Origin of the sequence: Mycobacterium kiyosense, from assembly GCA_021654635.1 — a bacterium.
GTDB classification, from domain to species: Bacteria; Actinomycetota; Actinomycetes; order Mycobacteriales; family Mycobacteriaceae; genus Mycobacterium; species Mycobacterium kiyosense.
In genome coordinates this window covers 3,263,715-3,281,249 of the sequence record AP025179.1, presented here as the reverse complement: position 1 = coordinate 3,281,249, position 17,535 = coordinate 3,263,715, and the positions used below count along the sequence as shown (strand labels likewise).

Sequence of the window (17,535 nt, the reverse complement as noted above, 5' to 3'; positions counted from 1 at the left end):
TTGCGATGCAGTCGAACGCCCATTAAACTCCCCGATTTGGGGAGTCTGATCGGGGCGGACTGGCCGGCGACTAACTGAATGAGGCAGGTGCATGAGCGTCATCGCAGGTGTATCTGGTGCATTGCCACCACACCGATACAGCCAGAGTGAGATCACCGATTTGTTCGTCGAGTTCCCCGGTCTCAAGGAGCACGAGGAAATCGTCCGGAAGCTGCACAAGTCAGCGAAGGTGAACGGGCGGCACTTCGTGTTGCCGCTGGATCAGTACCCGGCGCTCACCGACTTCGGTGACGCCAACGAGATCTTCATCGACAAGGCTGTCGACCTCGGAATCGAAGCGCTGATGGGGGCGCTCAACGAGGCGGGACTGCAGCCAGACGACATCGACCTGATCATCACCACGACGGTTACCGGCGTGGCGGTTCCGTCGCTGGATGCCCGGATTGCCGGCAGGCTTGGCCTGCGGCCCGACGTGCGGCGGATGCCACTGTTCGGGTTGGGCTGTGTGGCCGGGGCGGCCGGTGTGGGCCGGTTGCACGACTATCTGCGTGGCGCACCCGACGACGTGGCCGTGCTGATTTCGGTCGAGCTGTGCTCGCTGACCTATCCGGCGATCAAGCCGACCGTATCCGGGTTGATCGGGTCGGCGCTGTTCGGCGACGGCGCCGCCGCGGTGGTAGCCGTCGGTGACCGGCGAGCCGAACAGCTGCAGATCAGCGGACCCAGGATCGTCGACTCGCGCAGCCGCCTCTACCCCGAGTCGCTGCACATCATGGGCTGGGACGTCAGTTCGGCCGGTCTGCGGCTGCGGCTCTCACCCGACTTGACGGACCTGATCGAGCAGTACCTGGCCGCGGACGTCGAAGGCTTCCTCGCCACGCATGATCTGACCAAGGACGACATCGCGGCCTGGGTCAGCCACCCCGGCGGGCCCAAGGTGATCAATGCGATCACCGACACCCTGCAGTTGCCGCCCGAGGCGCTGGAGCTGACGTGGCGCTCGCTCGGCGACATCGGCAACCTGTCGTCGTCGTCGGTGCTGCACATCCTGCGCGACACCATCGAGAAGCGACCGCCCAGCGGTAGCCAGGGGCTGATGCTGGCGATGGGGCCCGGCTTCTGCTCTGAACTCGTACTGTTGCGCTGGCACTAGCTTTTCGCCTGGATCGTCAGGCCCGGACGGGGACTCAGCGCGTGGGTTTCATTCCAGCGCCTCCGACAACTCCAGCCATCGAGCCTCCATCTCGGCGACCTCGTCTTCGAGGGAGCGCAGCTCCTGCGTCAGTCGGGTGACGCCGACATGGTCGGACTGATCGTGCTCGGCCAGCTCGGAGTGCTTGGCGGCGATACGGTCGGCGAGGCGGGCCAACTGGCGGTCGACTGCCGCCAATTCCTTCTCGGCAGCCCGCCGCTGGGCGCCCGACATCGTCTGCGAGGCCGGCGCGGCGGACGGCCGGTCAGCGGGTTTGGCGGACGCAGCGGCTACGAGCTGCAGGTACTCGTCGATGCCGCCCGGCAGGTGTCGCAATCGACCGTCCAGGATCGCGTACTGCTGATCGGTGACGCGTTCGAGCAGGTAGCGGTCGTGGGAGACGACGATCAACGTGCCCGCCCAGGAGTCGAGCAGGTCTTCGGTCGCGGTCAGCATGTCGGTGTCCACGTCGTTGGTGGGCTCGTCGAGCAGCAACACGTTCGGCTCGGCCAGCAGGGTCAGCATGAGTTGCAGGCGCCTGCGCTGGCCGCCGGACAGCTCGCCGATACGCGCCGAGAGTTGTCCACGGGCAAACCCGAGGCGCTCGAGCAGCTGGGCGGGAGTCATCTCGCGACCTTCGACTTCGTAGCCGCTCTGCAGACGGCCCAGCACATCGGCGATCCGCTCGCTGGCCAGCGCTTTCAGCTCGTCGCCTTGCTGGTCGAGTACCGCGAGTTGGACCGTCTTGCCACGCTTGACCCGCCCGGTATCCGGCTGGACCGTTCCGGCCAGCAATCCCAGCAGGGTGGATTTCCCCCGCACCGTTGGCCCCGACGATTCCGGTGCGCTCCCCGGGCGCGATGCGCCACTCGACGTCCCGCAGCACCGGACGTCCGTCGAACGACACCGACACGCCGAGCAGGTCGATGACGTCTTTTCCCAGCCGGGCGGTGGCCAGCTTGGCCAATTCGACGGTGTTGCGCAGCGGCGGTACGTCGGCGATCAGCTGGTTGGCGGCCTCGATCCGGAATTTGGGTTTCGACGTCCGCGCCGGGGCGCCGCGACGCAACCAGGCCAGTTCCTTGCGCATCAGGTTTTGTCGCTTGGCCTCCGAGGCGGCCGCCTGCCGGTCCCGCTCGACCCGCTGCAGGACATACGCGGCGTACCCGCCCTCGAACGGTTCGACGACGCCGTCGTGCACCTCCCAAGTGGTGGTGGCGACTTCGTCGAGAAACCAGCGGTCGTGGGTGACCACCAGTAGACCGCCGCTGTTGCGCGCCCAGCGTTGTTTGAGGTGGCCGGCCAGCCAGGTGATGCCCTCGATGTCGAGGTGGTTGGTGGGCTCGTCGAGGGCGATCACGTCCCATTCGCCGATGAGCAGTTGCGCCAGCTGGACCCGTCGACGTTGTCCACCGCTGAGCGTGGAAACCCTTGCTCGCCAATCGATGTCGGAGACCAACCCACTCACCACGTCGCGGATGCGGGCGTCGCCGGCCCATTGATGTTCGGGTTGGTCGCCAACCAGCTCGGCGCCGACCGTGCTATCGGGGCGCAAGGTGTCGGCCTGGCTGAGGGCACTCACCCGCAACCCGGTTCGAAGTGTCACCCGACCGGTGTCGGGCGTCAATCGGCCGGTGAGCAGGCCGAGCAGGCTGGACTTGCCGTCGCCGTTGCGCCCCACGATGCCGATACGGGCGCCGTCGTTCACCCCCAGGGTGATCGACTCGAATATCACCTGGTTCGGATACGCCAGGTGGACCGCCTCGGCCCCGAGTAGGTGCGCCACCCGCACGACGGTAGTAGGTGGAGCAGGCGGGGTGGATCCACGGATAGAGCGGACGACCGTGCCAAGAGTCGGAATCGGTGGGTGATGCCCCCCGGACTTCGGGTGCGTATCGTCGGCGGCTGCGGTACAATCGAACATGTGTTCGAGCCGCTGAATGTACAACCACCCGATACCGAAGATCGGGCCGTGTTGTGGGCGTGGCTCGATGACATGGACAAGCTGCGGCGTCGCGTGTTGCGGACCCCAACCGCGGAGTCGGCGGGCTGGATGGAGGCGGTACGCGCGGGGGCGCGGTTGGAGAACCAGGCCGCCGCCGCGCAGTTGAAAGCCATCGGTGAGTTGTTCGCGTATCGGTTGACCCAGAGCGCTGAGACCGCGGACTGGGCAATCGACACGATGGAAGCGGTGGCCGCCGAAGTGGCCGCGGGGTTGCGGATCAGCCAGCGCCGCGCGCAGACCAAACTGCGCTGGGCGCGCGCACTGCGCGAGCGGGTGCCGAAAGTAGGGGCACTGTTTGCGGCCGGGGAGATCGATTTCTGCGCGTTCGCCACCGTGGTGTCACGCACCGAGCTGATCACCGATCCCGAGGTGCTGGCCCGCGTCGATGGGCTGGTCGCAGCCAACCTGACCCGCTGGCCGTCGCTGACCGCGGGCCGGCTGGCCGGCAAAGTGGATTCCCTGGTGGCCCAGGCGGACCGGGATGCGGTGCGCCGGCGGCAGGAGCGCCACGTCCAGCGGGAGGTCAGCTTCAGCGATGATCATGAGGGCATCACCTACCTCGAGGGCGGGCTGTTCACCCCCGATGCCCGCGCGCTGCAGGCGCGACTGTCCGCGCTGGCGGCGACGGTGTGCCCGCACGACCCACGCAGTATGGACGAGCGCCGTGCCGATGCCCTGGGTGCTCTGGCCGCCGGTGCGGATCGGCTGGGATGCCGCTGCGCGCGCGAGGATTGCGCCGCGCAGGACCGTAAACCCTCCCCGGCGGTGGTTATTCACGTCATCGCCGAGCGCGCCACCCTGACCGGCGCCGGCAGCACCCCGGCGTCGCTGGTGGAGGCCGGCGCGCTGATCACCCCCGAGGTGCTGGCCGAACTGGCGCTAACCGCCAAGCAGGTACCGCTGATCCATCCCGGCTGCCGTCCCCCCGAACCCGGCTACCGCCCTTCCCAACAGCTGGCCGATTTCGTGCGGTGCCGGGACTTGACGTGCCGCTGGCCGGGCTGCGACGTGCCGGCCACCCGCTGCGACGTGGACCACACCATCCCGTATGCCCAGGGTGGACCCACCCACGCCGGGAACCTCAAATGTTATTGCCGCACACATCATTTGGTGAAATCCTTCTGGGGCTGGCGGGAGAAACAACTCGCCGACGGCACCCTGATCCTGACCTCCCCGGCCGGCGAGACTCACGTCACCACGCCGGGCAGCGCCCTGCTGTTCCCCAGCCTGTGCGCCGCCGTCGGCGGCATGCCAAGCCCCGAAACCGACACCCCACCGGCCGACTACTGCGCCGAGCGCACCGCCATGATGCCCAGGCGCCGCCGCACCCGCGCCCAAGACCGCGCCACCCGCATCGCCACCGAACGCCGCCACAACCGCCAAGCCCGCACCGCCGGCGATGCCGCCTACCTCAGCCACGGCGGCCTCAGCCACGGCGGCCCCGCCCCACCCGACGACGAACCACCACCCTTTTAACACGGGCTTAACGCTCGGACCGTGCCATGGGGCCGATGTGCCATGATGACCACGCTGGTCAAGGCCAACTCAGCGAGCAGTCAGGAGCAGCGGTGGATCTCAATTTGTCGATCGTCACCCGACCCGTCGAGCGTCTGGTGGCCACAGCGCAGAACGGTCTGGAAGTGCTGCGCTTGGGCGGCCTGGAAACGGGCAGCGCCCCGTCGCCGTCCCAGACCGTGGAGAGCGTGCCGATGTACAAGCTCCGGCGGTACTTCCCGCCGGACAATCGGCCAGGCCAGCCGAAAGTCGGACCGCCGGTGCTGATGGTGCACCCGATGATGATGTCGGCCGACATGTGGGACGTCACCCGCGAGGACGGCGCGGTGGGCATCCTGCACGCCAGCGGACTGGACCCCTGGGTCATCGACTTCGGCTCGCCCGACAAGGTCGAGGGCGGCATGCAGCGCACCCTGGCCGACCACATCGTCGCACTCAGCCAGGCCATCGACACCGTCAGAGATGCTTCCGGGCAAGACGTGCACCTGGTCGGCTACTCGCAGGGCGGAATGTGGTGCTACCAGGTCGCGGCCTATCGGCGGTCCAAGAACCTGGCCAGCATCGTCACCTTCGGCTCCCCGGTCGACACGCTGGCCGCGCTGCCGATGGGTCTGCCGCCGAACCTGGCCCCGGCCATGGCCGATTTCATGGCCGACCACGTCTTCAACCGGCTGAACATCCCAAGTTGGATGGCGCGCACCGGTTTCCAGATGATGGATCCGCTCAAGACGGCCAAGGCCCGCGTCGATTTCCTGCGGCAGCTACACGACCGCGAGGCCCTGCTGCCGCGCGAACAGCAGCGCCGATTCCTTGAGCGCGAAGGTTGGATCGCCTGGTCGGGCCCGGCGATCTCGGAACTGCTCAAGCAATTCATCGCCCACAACCGGATGATGACCGGCGGTTTCGCGATCAACGGGCAACTCGTGACGCTCACCGATATCACCTGTCCGGTCCTCGCGTTCGTCGGTGAGGTCGACGACATCGGTCAGCCGGCATCGGTGCGTGGTATCCGGCGCGCCGCGCCCAACACCGAGGTCTACGAAAGCCTGATCCGCACAGGTCATTTCGGACTTGTCGTGGGTTCGCGGGCCGCCCTGCAGAGCTGGCCCACCGTTGCCGAGTGGGTGCGATGGATCTCCGGCGGCGGCGATCAGCCGGCGAACATCCACCCGATGGTCGAACAACCGGCCGAGCACACCGACAGTGGCGTGGCGTTGAGTACCCGCCTTGTGCACGGCATGGGCGAGGTCTCCGAAGCCGCACTGGCGGTGGCACGGGGTGCCGCGGACGCCGTCGTCGCGGCCAACCGGTCGATGCGCACGCTGGCCGTCGAGACCGTACGTACGCTGCCCAGGCTGGCCCGACTCGGTCAGCTCAACGACCACACCCGAATCTCGTTGGGCCGCATCATCGACGAGCAGGCGCACGACGCCCCGCAGGGTGAGTTCCTGCTGTTCGACGGCCGGGTGCACACCTACGAGGCCGTCAACCGCCGCATCAACAACGTGGTCCGGGGTCTCATCGAGGTCGGGGTGCGCCAGGGCGACCGGGTCGGGATCCTGATGGAAACCCGGCCCAGCGCGCTGGTCGCGATAGCCGCGCTGTCCCGGCTGGGCGGGGTGGCCGTGCTGATGCGTCAAGACGTCGACCTGGCCGCCCAGGCCCGGCTCGGCGGAGTCAGCGAAATCCTGACCGACCCGATCAACCTGGAGGCCGCCCGCCAGCTGCCCGGCCAGATTCTGGTGCTGGGCGGCGGTGAGACCCGCGATCTGCATCTGCCCGACGATGCTGACGTCATCGACATGGAGCAGATCGATCCGGACATCGTGCAACTGCCGGCCTGGTATCGGCCCAACCCGGGTTTCGCCCGCGACCTGGCGTTCATCGCGTTCAGTTCGGCCGGCGGCGAACTCGTCGCCAAACAGATCACCAATTTCCGGTGGGCCCTGTCGGCTTTCGGAACCGCTTCGACCGCGTCGCTGGACCGCAAGGACACCGTCTACTGTCTGACGCCGCTGCACCACGAATCCGCGCTGCTGGTCAGCCTGGGGGGCGCGGTCGTCGGCGGCACCCGCATCGCGCTGTCCCGGGGCCTGAACCCGGAACGGTTCGTCGCCGAGGTACGCCAATACGGTGTGACCGTGGTGTCCTACACCTGGGCGATGCTGGGCGACGTGGTCGACGACCCCGAGTTCGGGCTGCACGGCAACCACCCGGTGCGGCTGTTCATCGGCTCGGGCATGCCGACCGGGTTGTGGGAGCGGGTCGTCGACGCGTTCGCCCCTGCCCGTGTCGTCGAGTTCTTCGCCACCACCGACGGGCAGGCGGTGCTGGCCAATGTGTCGGGCGTCAAGGTCGGCAGCAAGGGCCGGCCGCTGCCCGGTGCCGGGCGGGTGGAACTCGGCGCCTACGACGCGGAACACGATCTGATCCTGGAAAACGACAACGGCTTCGTCCAGGTGGCCGCAACCAATCAGGTGGGAGTGCTGCTCGCCCAATCCCGCGGGCCGATCGATCCCACTGCCTCGGTCAAGCGCGGCGTCTTCGCGCCCGCCGACACCTGGATCTCCACCGAATACCTTTTCTACCGCGACGAAGACGGTGACTTCTGGCTGGCGGGCCGGCGTGGATCGGTGGTCCCCACCGCACGCGGGATGGTGTACGCCGAACTGGTCACCGACGCGCTCGGCCTGATCAGCGCGGTCGACCTCGCGGTGACCTACGGGGTCCCGGTGGGCGACCGGCAGCTGGCGGTGTCCGCGGTGACGTTGCGTCCGGGCGCCACCATCACTGCCGCGGACCTGACCGAGGCCGTGGCCAACATGGCGGTGGGATTGGGCCCCGACATCGTGCAGGTGGTGCCGAAGTTGACGCTCAGCACAACCTACCGGCCCACCGTGAGCACGCTGCGGGCCGCCGGAATCCCTAAGTCCGGCCGGCAGGCCTGGTATTTCGACGCCACCAGTAAGGAATTCCGTAGGCTGACCCCGGCGGCGCGTGCCCAGATCAGCGGTAAGGCGGTGAAGGCCGATGCTTGACGACACCTTGTTGCAGATCCTGGTGTGCCCGGACGACCGTGGCCCGCTGCTGCTCGTCGAGAACGGGACGATCCTCTACAACCCGAGGCTGCGCCGCGCCTACCGCATCGACGACGGCATTCCGGTCCTGCTGGTCGACGAGGCCCGCGACGTCGACGACGACGAGCACGCCCGATTCACGGCGCAAAGCCCTCCGGCAGATCCCCGGTGAGGTAGCGCTGCAGGTTGGGCGCGATGGTCTGGGCGATCTGCTCGGTCGGTAGCGACGCGAACGGCTCCAGCTTGATTATGTAGCGCGCCATCACCACACCCATCATCTGCGACACCACGAACTGGGTGCGGATCTTGCCGGTCCCCGGCGGGTTGTCGACCCTGGCCCCCACAGCGCCGCCGACGATCTCCTGCAGAAACGACCTCGCCAGTCCGACCTCGTCGCCGGCGACCAGCGATCGCAAGGTGGCGATCAGTCCGGCGCCCAGTTCGGAATCCCACAGCGGCAGCAGCAGCGACGGCAGCTGCAGTCCGATCTCTTCGACCGGCACTTCCGATAACTGCCCGATCACCTGCATCGGGTCGATCGGAATGTGCACCGCGGCGGCGAAAAGCCGCTCTTTGGTGCCGAAGTAGTGATGCACCAACGCCGCGTCCACTCCGGCCGCCGCGGCCACCGCACGGATCGAAGTCTTGTCAATGCCCTTGTCGGCGAACATCTCTCGCGCACACGTCAGAATCCGCTCGCGGGTGTCCGAGCTGCCGGCCGGGCGGCCGCGCCGCTTCTTGCCGGTGGTGACCGCCACGCTAGGGTGTCCTGCGCCGCAGCGTCGCGGCGGCCAGGCACAGGGATGCGACGGCGAAGCCCAGGACGACGACCATGTCCCGAACGGTAGTCGCGGTCAATCCGGGATGCGCACCCACCTGCTGCAGTGCCTCGAGTGCATAGCTGGCCGGCATGACGTCGCTGATCCAGTGCAGCCAGTCCGGCATCGCCGCGCGCGGCACGATCACCCCGGCCAGCAGCAACTGCGGCACCATCACCAGCGGAATGAACTGCACGGCCTGGAACTCGGTGCGGGCGAAGGCGCTGAACAGCAGGCCCAGGCCGACACCGAGCACCGCGTTGGCGACCGCGATCGCAAACACCCACACCGGGCTGCCGGCCGTGCTGAAGCCGAGGAACCAGAACGAGACGACGCACGCCACGATGGCCTGCGCGGCGGCCGCGATCGAGAACGCGGTGCCGTAAGCCAGCAGCAGATCGAGCCGCCGCAGCGGCGTGGTGAGGATGCGCTCGAGGGTTCCGGATGCGCGTTCACGCTGCATCGTGATCGAAGTGATGATGAACATCACGAACAGCGGGAACAAACCCAGCAGGATCAGGCAGGCGCTGTTGAACGGCGTCGGCATGCCCGGCCGGTGCGGCGCGTTCTGAAACATGAAGTACATCAACGTGATCACCACCACCGGAACCATCAGGATCATCGCCATGCTGCGGTGGTCGGCGGCCAGCTGCCGCAGGATGCGGGCGGTGGTGGCGGTGTATCCGGTCAGGCTCAGCCGGCTTTTTGCTCGGTGCTGCGCCGGATGATGGACAGAAACGCTTCCTCCAGTGACGCGCATGAGGTGTCCTCTCTTAGTTGAGCCGGGGTGGTGTGCGCGACCAGGCGTCCCGCGCGCATCAGCAACAGATCGCCGCAGTGGTCTGCTTCGTCCATCACATGGCTGGACACCAGCAGGGTGGTGCCTGCCTCGGCCAGTTCGCCGAATTGCCGCCAAAGATCAACCCGCAGAACGGGATCCAGTCCCACGGTGGGCTCGTCGAGCACCAGCAGGTCGGGCCGGCAGACCAGGGCGCAGGCCAGCGACACCCGGGTGCGCTGACCACCGGACAGGTTGGTGCAGCAATCGGTTCGGTGATCGGTGAGCCCGACGCGTTCGATCGCGTCGTCGGCGGCCGCGCCGTCGAATCCGTACAGCGAGGCGAAGTAGCGGACGTTGTCGATGACCCGCAGGTCCAGGTAGATGGTCGGGTCCTGGGGCACGTACCCCACCCGGTGGCGCAGCGCCGCACAGCCCGCGGGCCGGCCGAGCACGGTGACGGTGCCGGAGGCGACGATTTGGGTGCCGACGATGCTGCGGATCAGGGTGGTCTTGCCGCAGCCGGACGGGCCGAGCAGCCCGGTGATGGTGCCGCGCCTGATCTGCACCGAGAAGTCTTGCAGCGCAGCGTTTTTACCCCGGACCACCCGCAAATGCTCGATGCTGACCGCTGGCGTGGCCGACTCCGCAATTAATTCATCGCGTGATGAAGTCATCATATGGTGAATATTCGGCCGGTGCACGGCCGTTGTCAAGGAGCAGGCACAATCGGTGCGGTGAGCGCCTCCAACGCAGCCCCCGACGCGGCCGCTGAAGCAGCCGGTGCGCCAGCCACCGCACTGCTGGTGGATCCGGTCGCGGCCGCCCACCGACTACTCGGCGCCACCATCTTCGGCAGGGGAGTGAGCGGGGTCATCGTCGAGGTCGAGGCCTATGGCGGTGTGCCGGACGGGCCCTGGCCGGACGCGGCCGCGCACTCCTACCGCGGGCGCAACACCCGCAACGCGGTCATGTTCGGGCCGCCGGGCCGCCTGTACACGTACCGCAGCCACGGCATCCACGTCTGCGCCAACGTCGCGTGCGGACCCGACGGCACCGCCGCTGCCGTGCTGCTGCGGGCGTGCGCCATCGACGACGGATTCGAGGCGGCATCCGCGCGGCGGGGCCCGGCGATCCGTCCCGTCGCGCTGGCCCGCGGCCCGGGCAACCTGTGCTCGGCGTTGGGAATCACCATGGACGACAACGGGATTGACCTGTTCGATCCGAACTCTCCGGTGACCGTCACGCTCAGCGAGGCGAACGGCGTGGTGTCGGGTCCGCGGGTCGGGGTCAGCAAGGCCGCCGACCGGCCCTGGCGGTTATGGCTGGCCGGCCGGCCGGAGGTGTCGGCGTATCGGCGCAGCCCACGTGCGCCGACGCCGGGACGCAGTGACTAAACGGGCCGGGGCACGGCGCGGAACGAGGGGTCCAATCGGCGCACCGCGAGGATGAACGGCACGGCGACCAGCGGCGCCAACACGCCGTACACCGCCGCGGGGGTGCCCATTTCGGCGTTGTTGAGCAGTTGCGGGCTCAGCGCGATGCCGATCGCCACCACGGCGTTGTGCAGGCCGATCTCGAGGCTGACGGCGATTGCCTGCGGCGGAGCCAGTTTCATCCAGCGCGGAACCAGATACCCGACGGTCAAGCTCAACGCGCAGAACGACAGCACCGCGAAACTGAGCACGCCGAAGTTCTTCCACAACGCCGCGCGGCCGCCGGCGACACCAGCAACCACGGCCACCACCAACAGCACGGCCGCCGCGATGCGCACCGGCTTGTGCAGTCGGCGCGCCAGATCCGGGAACCGGTGCCGGATCGCCACCCCGATCGCGGTGGGCACCAGGACGATCGCGACCACGCCCAGGAACTTATCGAACTGCAGCGGGATGAATCTGCCCTCGCCGAGGAACCAGGTCATCGACACCGCCAATATGGCCGGAATCGCGAAGATCGACAGCACGGCGTTGACCGCGGTGAGCGTGAGATTGAGCGCCAGATCCCCGTGGGCCAGGTGGCTGAGCACGTTGGCCAGCAACCCGCCCGGTGTTGCGGCCATCAGCATCAGCCCGACCGCCAGATTGGGCTCGAGGTCCAGCGCCTCGGCGATCAGCAGACAGAACACCGGCAGCAGCACGGACTGGCAGATCAGCGCCACCAGCAGTGGGCGCTTGAGTGTGGCGGCCCGCTGGAAGTCGCCGACGGTCAGCGTCAGCCCGAGGGCCAGCATGACCGCGACGACGACCAGCGGGAAATACCGGTTGTCCATCGCAAGGACTCTACGGTCGCCCCCGTCGGATGCGCTCAGCTGGAATCAGCCTGAACCGATTGCGGGCAGCTCGCGGCACCGGAAACGGCCCTGCAAGACTCTTCGCCATGGGTAGCGAGTCATCCGGAATCCTCGACGAGCTGAGCTGGCGTGAGCTGATCGCGCAGTCCACCGACCTCGAGGCGCTGGCCGCCGAGGCGCAGCGCGGACCGATGACGGTCTACGCTGGCTTCGACCCCACCGCGGCCAGCCTGCACGCCGGGCACCTGGTGCCGCTGCTGGCGCTGCGCCGGTTTCAGCGGGCCGGACACCGCCCGATCGTGCTGGCGGGCGGCGCCACCGGCATGATCGGCGACCCCCGCGAGGTCGGGGAGCGCAGCCTGCAGCAGGCCGACACCGTCGCCGAATGGACCGACCGCATCCGCGGCCAGCTGGAGCGGTTCGTCGACTTCGACGATTCACCCACCGGCGCCATCGTCGAGAACAACCTGGACTGGACGCAGAAGTTGTCCGCGATCGAGTTCCTGCGCGACATCGGCAAGCACTTTTCGGTCAACGTGATGCTGGACCGCGACACGGTGCGCCGCCGTCTGGAGGGCGAGGGCATCTCCTACACCGAGTTCAGCTACATGCTGTTGCAGGCCAACGACTACGTGGAATTGCACCGGCGGCACGGCTGCACGTTGCAGATCGGCGGATCCGACCAGTGGGGCAACATCATCGCGGGCGTGCGGCTGGTGCGGCAGAAGCTGGGCGCCTCGGTGCATGCGCTCACCGTCCCGCTGGTGACCTCGGCCGACGGCAAGAAGTTCGGCAAATCCACCGGCGGCGGCAGCCTGTGGCTGGACCCCGAGCTGACCAGTCCGTACGCCTGGTACCAGTACTTCGTCAACACCGCCGACGCCGACGTGATCCGCTACCTGCGCTGGTTCACCTTCCTGACGGCCGACGAACTGGCCGAGTTGGAGGAGGCCACCACGCAGCGCCCGCAGCAGCGCGCCGCCCAGCGCAGGCTGGCCAGGGAACTGACCGTTCTGGTGCACGGCGAGGCGGCCACCGAAGCCGTCGAGCACGCCAGCCGGGCCTTGTTCGGGCAAGGTGAGCTGGACCGGCTCGATGCGGCGACGCTGTCCGCGGCCCTGGGTGAGACCACCGTCGCCGAACTCAAACCCGGTGAGCCGGACGGGATTGTCGACCTGTTGGTGGCTGCCGGGCTTTCCGAGAGCCGCAAGGCCGCCCGGCGCACCATCGGCGAAGGCGGCGTCTCGGTCAACAACATTCGCATCGAAAGTGACGAATGGGCGCCGCAGCCAACGGATTTCCTGCACGGGCAGTGGCTGGTGCTGCGCCGCGGCAAACGGAACATCGCAGGCGTGCGACGGGTTGCGCCGGGCTGACAAGATGCAAAACGACCCAGCGGAGTCTCATCGCGGAGGGGGAGGGAGGTGATGAGACCCCGCTGAAGGATCGTTGTTCAATTTGCTTACGCGACCTATTCTGGGCTCCGCCGCGCGAGCCTGGTATCCCATTACCGGCCATCGGTTCGGGGGAAAACGCGTTTCCCCCGCGGACCCGACCGCGCTGTCCGCCATTCGGGGGACAAGCATGTCGCAGCGGCGCCGCCCCGACTCGAAACGCGTTAGTGCGCAAACAGTGACCTCACTGTGTCGTGAATGTGACCATCGCCCAGCACTGTTGTCACGATGACCACACCGGCGACCGCGTTCAGGTTCCTGACGTTGGCCGCCGGCGTGTTCGGTGTCTCGGCGGCGGTGGCGGCGCCGATTCACGCCGACATGATGGGAAACGTCTTCCTGAACTCGCTGAACAACGCGGGCATTCAGTACGGACAGCCGGCAACGGCGATCGCGATGGGGCGCTCGGTTTGTCCCAAGGCTCTGGCCCCCGGTGGCTCATTCGAGTCCGTCGTCGCCGAGATCGCCGAACTCAACGGCATGTCGCGAGAGCGAGCGGCGACGTTCACCATCGTCGCGATCGCGACCTACTGTCCGTCGCTGCTGTCTCCGCTGCTGCCAAACAAGCTGCAGGCCTGACAACTTCGACCCGTCCGGTTCGACCCGGCCGGCGGTGCGGCGGCAAATTGTGAGTCTGTCCGGTGTGCCCGTAACCTCTAGCGAGTGGTCAACGACAGGCAGGCGCGTAACGACGGACGCCGTCCGCGCCCTGCCTCCAACGGCGCCCCGCGACGCTCGGGTCCGGGCCGGGCACGACCCGTCCAGCCGCAGTCGGTGCCGGCCGATACCGCCGGTCCGGCCATCCCGCCCGAAGTCGACGCCCGGCAACTGGCGCCCGATGTGCGCCGCGAACTGACCACCCTGGACAAGGCCACCGCCGACGCCGTCGCCCGCCACCTGGTCACCGCGGGCGGGTTGCTCGACGAGGATCCGCAGGCCGCGCTGAATCACGCTCGCGCGGCCCGGGCGCGGGCCAGTCGCATCGCCGCGGTCCGCGAGGCCGTCGGGATCGCCGCCTACCACTGCGGTGACTGGGCTCAGGCGCTGGCGGAGTTTCGGGCCGCACGGCGGATGGGCAGCAAGTCCGCGTTGCTGGCGCTGATCGCCGACTGCGAGCGTGGCCTGGGCCGCCCGCAGCGGGCCATCGATCTGGCCCGCGGGCCGGAGGCGGCCCAGCTCACCGGCGACGACGCCGACGAACTACGCATCGTCGCCGCCGGCGCCCGCGCCGATCTGGGGCAGCTCGAGCAGGCGCTGACCGTGCTGTCGACTCCCGAGCTGGACCCCAACCGCACCGGGTCGACGGCCGCCCGGTTGTTTTACGCCTACGCCGAAACGCTGCTGGCGCTCGGCCGCGACGACGAGGCGCTGCAGTGGTTCCTGCGGTCGGCGGCCGCCGACGTCGAGGGCGTCACCGACGCCGAAGACCGGGTCGGCGAACTTGGCTAGCACCGAAACGATCGGCCGGCGACACGACTGTCTGCTGCTCGACCTGGACGGCACGGTGTTCCGCGGTCATCAGCCGACCGAGGGCGCGGTCGAAGCGCTGGACGATCTGGCCGGCCGCAAGTTGTTCGTCACCAACAACGCCTCGCGCAGCGCTGACGAGGTCGCTGCGCACCTGCGGGAACTCGGCTTCACCGCCACCGCGGACGACGTCGTCACCAGCGCCCAGAGTGCCGCGCACCTGTTGGCCGCTCAGCTGCCGCAGGGGGCCAGGGTGCTGGTCGTGGGGACCGACGCGCTGGCCGACGAGATCACCACCGCCGGTCTACAACCGGTGCGGCGCTTCGAGGACGAACCCGACGCCGTCGTCCAGGGCTTGTCGATGCAGGTCTGCTGGTCCGATCTCGCCGAGGCCGCACTGGCCATTCGCGCGGGTGCGGTCTGGGTGGCGGCCAACGTCGACGCCACCCTGCCCACCGAGCGAGGCCTGCTGCCCGGCAACGGATCGCTGGTCGCCGCGCTGCGGGCAGCCACCGGCGAAGAGCCGCAGGTCGCCGGCAAGCCGGGGCCGCAACTGATGAAAGATGCGGTGGGCCGCGGCGATTTCCAGTCCCCGCTGGTGGTCGGCGACCGGCTGGACACCGACATCGAGGGCGCCAACGCCGCCGGCTTACCGAGCCTGATGGTGCTCACCGGGGTGAACTCCGCGCGCGACGCCGTGTACGCCGAACCGGCCTGCCGACCCACCTACCTCGGCCATGACCTGCGGTCGCTGCACCAGTCGCCGGAGAAACTGCAAGTGAGTCCGCAACCGGGCTGGCGCGTCGAGGTCGCCGGCAGCACGGTGACCGTCAATGCGAACGGTGCGGACGAGTCGGACGGTGACGAGCTGTCGATCGTGCGCGCGGTGGCCAGCGCGGTCTGGGACACGGATGGGTCACCGCGCATCGTGGCCGGCGACGAGCGGGCCCGCGCCGCGCTGGACGGCTGGTCTCTGCTGGCCGCCGACTAGCCGATGACTCGTCGGCGACTAGCGTAGGAGCGCAATGACCATCGATCCCACCCAGATTCGCGCCGAAATCGAAGGGCTGCTGGCCCAGCTGCCGGACACCGCCGACGCCGGGGGGTGCTCCGTCGCTCGAGGACCTCGAAGACATCGCCCGCCGGCTCTCGGAGGCACACGACGTGCTGCTGCGGGCCCTGGAGTCCGCGGAGAAGGGCTGAGTGCGGGCATGCCACGGCGTGCCCGCGTCGACGCCGAACTGGTTCGGCGGGGCCTGGCCCGGTCGAGGCAGCAGGCCGCGGAGTTGATTGGCGCAGGCAGGGTGCGTATCGACGGTCTGCCGGCGGTCAAGCCGGCCACCGCGGTGTCGGTTGCCTCGGCGCTGACCGTCACTGCCGACGCCGAACGCACCTGGGTGTCCCGCGGGGCGCACAAGCTGATCGGCGCTCTGGACACCTTCGGGATCGGCGTCGAGGGACGGCGCTGCCTGGACGCCGGCGCGTCGACCGGGGGGATTCACCGAGGTACTGCTGGACCGTGGGGCCACTGAAGTCGTCGCGGCCGACGTCGGCTACGGCCAGTGGCCTGGTCGCTGCGCAGCGACCCGCGGGTGGCGGTGGTGGAACGAACCAACGCGCGCGACCTGACGCCGGAAGCCATCGGTGGCCCGGTCGACCTGGTGGTCGCCGACCTGTCCTTCATCTCGTTGGCGACGGTGTTGCCCGCGCTGGTTGGTTGCGCGTCTCCCGGCGCGGATATCGTTCCCATGGTGAAGCCGCAATTCGAGGTGGGGAAGGGCCGCGTCGGGCCCGGCGGGGTGGTCCAGGACCCGCAGTTGCGCACGGATTCGGTGCTCTCGGTGGCACGACGTGCCGGCGCGCTGGGCTGGCACACCCTGGCCGTGACGGCCAGCCCGCTGCCGGCCGGCTGTCGACCGTCCCAATCCTGTGGTTGCGCGCCGAGACGCAGCGCGCACTGGATGAGGATGCTTTGCAGGCTGCCGCGCAACGCGCCGTTCGGGAGGGGCCCCAATGACCGCCGAACGCACCGTGCTGCTGGTGGTCCACTCCGGGCGGGACGAGGCCACCGAGACCGCGCGCCGGGTGGAGAAAGTTCTGCGCGACAACGGTATCGAGCTCCGCGCGCTGTCGGCCGAGGCGGTCGACCGGGGATCGCTGCGGATGGCTCCCGGTGACGTGCGGGCGGTGGGCATCGACATCGAGGTCGTCGACGCCGACCCGATGGCCGCCGAAGGTTGTGAGCTGGTGCTGGTGCTCGGTGGTGACGGCACGTTCCTGCGTGCGGCCGAACTCGCCCGCAACGCCGGCATCCCGGTGCTGGGAGTCAACCTGGGCCGGATCGGTTTCCTGGCCGAGGCCGAAGCCGAGGCCATCGACTCCGTGCTGGAGCACATCGTCGCCAAGGACTATCGGGTCGAGGACCGTCTGACGCTGGATGTCGTTGTGCGCCAAGGCGGTAAGGTGATCGACCAAGGCTGGGCGCTCAACGAGGCCAGCCTGGAAAAAAGGGCCGCGGCTCGGCGTGCTCGGTGTGGTCGTGGAGATCGACGGGCGGCCGGTGTCCACCTTCGGATGCGACGGTGTGCTGGTGTCGACGCCCACTGGATCCACCGCTTACGCGTTCTCTGCCGGCGGTCCGGTGCTGTGGCCCGACCTGGAGGCAATCCTGGTGCTGCCCAACAACGCTCACGCTTTGTTCGGCCGCCCGATGGTCACCAGCCCGGATGCCGCGATCGCGGTCGAGATCGAAGCCGACGGCCACGACGCGCTGGTGTTCTGCGACGGCCGCCGCGAAATGCTCGTCCCGGCCGGCAGTCGCCTGGAGGTGACTCGAAGTGTCACCCCGGTCAGGTGGGCGCGGCTGGACAGCGCGCCGTTCACCGACCGTCTGGTGACCAAGTTCCGGTTGCCCGTAACAGGTTGGCGCGGGCAGTAAC

Annotated in this window: 13 protein-coding genes and 4 pseudogenes; 12 read left to right on the top strand and 5 right to left on the bottom strand. The window is 68.6% G+C overall.

Going from position 1 to position 17,535, the window contains the following annotated elements; genetic code table 11:
• The first annotated feature begins 91 nt into the window (after window positions 1-91).
• Window positions 92-1,153, top strand: coding sequence for a type III polyketide synthase (locus L6444_RS15465; RefSeq protein ID WP_236975103.1), 1,062 nt, complete (start codon window positions 92-94; stop codon window positions 1,151-1,153).
• Window positions 1,154-1,201: 48 nt separating this feature from the next.
• Here the strand turns inward: L6444_RS15465 and L6444_RS15460 are convergent.
• Window positions 1,202-2,978 (bottom strand): annotated as a pseudogene (locus tag L6444_RS15460) (ABC-F family ATP-binding cassette domain-containing protein).
• Between the two features lie 210 nt (window positions 2,979-3,188).
• Between L6444_RS15460 and L6444_RS15455 the strand changes: the two are divergent.
• From L6444_RS15455 to L6444_RS15445, 3 genes are all read left to right on the top strand, one after another.
• Window positions 3,189-4,673 (top strand): HNH endonuclease signature motif containing protein, encoded by a 1,485-nt coding sequence (locus L6444_RS15455; protein ID WP_236984162.1) that lies wholly within the window; start codon window positions 3,189-3,191, stop codon window positions 4,671-4,673.
• A 92-nt stretch (window positions 4,674-4,765) separates the two neighbouring features.
• Window positions 4,766-7,750, top strand: a complete 2,985-nt coding sequence (locus L6444_RS15450; RefSeq protein ID WP_236975101.1) for an acyl-CoA synthetase — start codon at window positions 4,766-4,768, stop codon at window positions 7,748-7,750.
• The gene (locus L6444_RS15445; RefSeq protein WP_236975099.1) at window positions 7,743-7,961 is read left to right on the top strand and encodes a Trm112 family protein; all 219 of its coding nucleotides are present in this window, start codon (window positions 7,743-7,745) and stop codon (window positions 7,959-7,961) included. Before L6444_RS15450 ends, L6444_RS15445 begins: the two co-directional genes overlap by 8 nt.
• Here the strand turns inward: L6444_RS15445 and L6444_RS15440 are convergent.
• Genes L6444_RS15440 through L6444_RS15430 form a run of 3 tightly spaced genes read right to left on the bottom strand, consistent with a single transcriptional unit; the run spans window position 7,927 to window position 10,065 of the window.
• Window positions 7,927-8,547: a TetR/AcrR family transcriptional regulator gene (locus L6444_RS15440; RefSeq protein WP_236975090.1), complete on the bottom strand. Its 621-nt coding sequence runs from the start codon at window positions 8,545-8,547 to the stop codon at window positions 7,927-7,929. The genes L6444_RS15445 and L6444_RS15440 overlap by 35 nt on opposite strands.
• 1 nt (window position 8,548) lies before the next feature.
• Window positions 8,549-9,367 carry an ABC transporter permease gene (locus tag L6444_RS15435; RefSeq protein ID WP_236975088.1) on the bottom strand — a complete coding sequence of 273 codons (819 nt, stop codon included), beginning with the start codon at window positions 9,365-9,367 and terminating at the stop codon, window positions 8,549-8,551.
• Window positions 9,301-10,065, bottom strand: coding sequence for an ABC transporter ATP-binding protein (locus tag L6444_RS15430; protein WP_236975086.1), 765 nt, complete (start codon window positions 10,063-10,065; stop codon window positions 9,301-9,303). Before L6444_RS15430 ends, L6444_RS15435 begins: the two co-directional genes overlap by 67 nt.
• Window positions 10,066-10,122: 57 nt before the next feature.
• Here L6444_RS15430 and L6444_RS15425 point away from each other — a divergent pair, with 57 nt between their 5' ends.
• Window positions 10,123-10,782 carry a DNA-3-methyladenine glycosylase gene (locus tag L6444_RS15425; protein ID WP_255730570.1) on the top strand — a complete coding sequence of 220 codons (660 nt, stop codon included), beginning with the start codon at window positions 10,123-10,125 and terminating at the stop codon, window positions 10,780-10,782.
• On the opposite strand, the gene L6444_RS15420 is transcribed toward L6444_RS15425, so the two are convergent.
• A complete protein-coding gene (locus L6444_RS15420) occupies window positions 10,779-11,654 on the bottom strand; it encodes a bile acid:sodium symporter family protein (RefSeq protein WP_236975084.1) in 876 nt (291 codons plus the stop codon). The genes L6444_RS15425 and L6444_RS15420 overlap by 4 nt on opposite strands.
• A gap of 107 nt (window positions 11,655-11,761) precedes the next feature.
• On the opposite strand from L6444_RS15420, the gene tyrS reads away from it, so the two are divergent.
• From tyrS to L6444_RS15385, 7 genes and pseudogenes are all read left to right on the top strand, one after another.
• A complete protein-coding gene (gene tyrS, locus L6444_RS15415; protein ID WP_236975082.1) occupies window positions 11,762-13,051 on the top strand; it encodes a tyrosine--tRNA ligase in 1,290 nt (429 codons plus the stop codon).
• A 306-nt stretch (window positions 13,052-13,357) separates the two neighbouring features.
• Entirely contained in the window at window positions 13,358-13,708 is a 351-nt protein-coding gene (locus L6444_RS15410) for a DUF732 domain-containing protein (protein ID WP_236975080.1), read from the top strand.
• An 84-nt stretch (window positions 13,709-13,792) separates the two neighbouring features.
• Window positions 13,793-14,578: a tetratricopeptide repeat protein gene (locus L6444_RS15405; protein ID WP_236975078.1), complete on the top strand. Its 786-nt coding sequence runs from the start codon at window positions 13,793-13,795 to the stop codon at window positions 14,576-14,578.
• A 10-nt stretch (window positions 14,579-14,588) separates the two neighbouring features.
• Entirely contained in the window at window positions 14,589-15,587 is a 999-nt protein-coding gene (locus tag L6444_RS15400; protein WP_370653173.1) for an HAD-IIA family hydrolase, read from the top strand.
• Between the two features lie 34 nt (window positions 15,588-15,621).
• A pseudogene (locus L6444_RS15395) lies at window positions 15,622-15,799 on the top strand (hypothetical protein).
• A gap of 8 nt (window positions 15,800-15,807) precedes the next feature.
• A pseudogene (locus L6444_RS15390) lies at window positions 15,808-16,437 on the top strand (TlyA family RNA methyltransferase); the annotation flags it as partial.
• A 172-nt stretch (window positions 16,438-16,609) separates the two neighbouring features.
• Window positions 16,610-17,534 (top strand): annotated as a pseudogene (locus tag L6444_RS15385) (NAD kinase).
• Window position 17,535 lies beyond the last annotated feature (1 nt).

Excerpts from the sequence above, each read along its gene's own strand:
- L6444_RS15435 (WP_236975088.1), bottom strand. The coding sequence starts at position 9,367 with ATGCGCGTCACTGGAGGAAGCGTTTCTGTCCATCATCCGGCGCAGCAC.
- L6444_RS15445 (WP_236975099.1), top strand. The coding sequence starts at position 7,743 with ATGCTTGACGACACCTTGTTGCAGATCCTGGTGTGCCCGGACGACCGT.
- L6444_RS15465 (WP_236975103.1), top strand. The coding sequence starts at position 92 with ATGAGCGTCATCGCAGGTGTATCTGGTGCATTGCCACCACACCGATAC.
- L6444_RS15455 (WP_236984162.1), top strand. The coding sequence starts at position 3,189 with ATGGACAAGCTGCGGCGTCGCGTGTTGCGGACCCCAACCGCGGAGTCG.
- L6444_RS15430 (WP_236975086.1), bottom strand. The coding sequence starts at position 10,065 with ATGATGACTTCATCACGCGATGAATTAATTGCGGAGTCGGCCACGCCA.
- L6444_RS15410 (WP_236975080.1), top strand. The coding sequence starts at position 13,358 with ATGACCACACCGGCGACCGCGTTCAGGTTCCTGACGTTGGCCGCCGGC.
- tyrS (WP_236975082.1), top strand. The coding sequence starts at position 11,762 with ATGGGTAGCGAGTCATCCGGAATCCTCGACGAGCTGAGCTGGCGTGAG.
- L6444_RS15420 (WP_236975084.1), bottom strand. The coding sequence starts at position 11,654 with ATGGACAACCGGTATTTCCCGCTGGTCGTCGTCGCGGTCATGCTGGCC.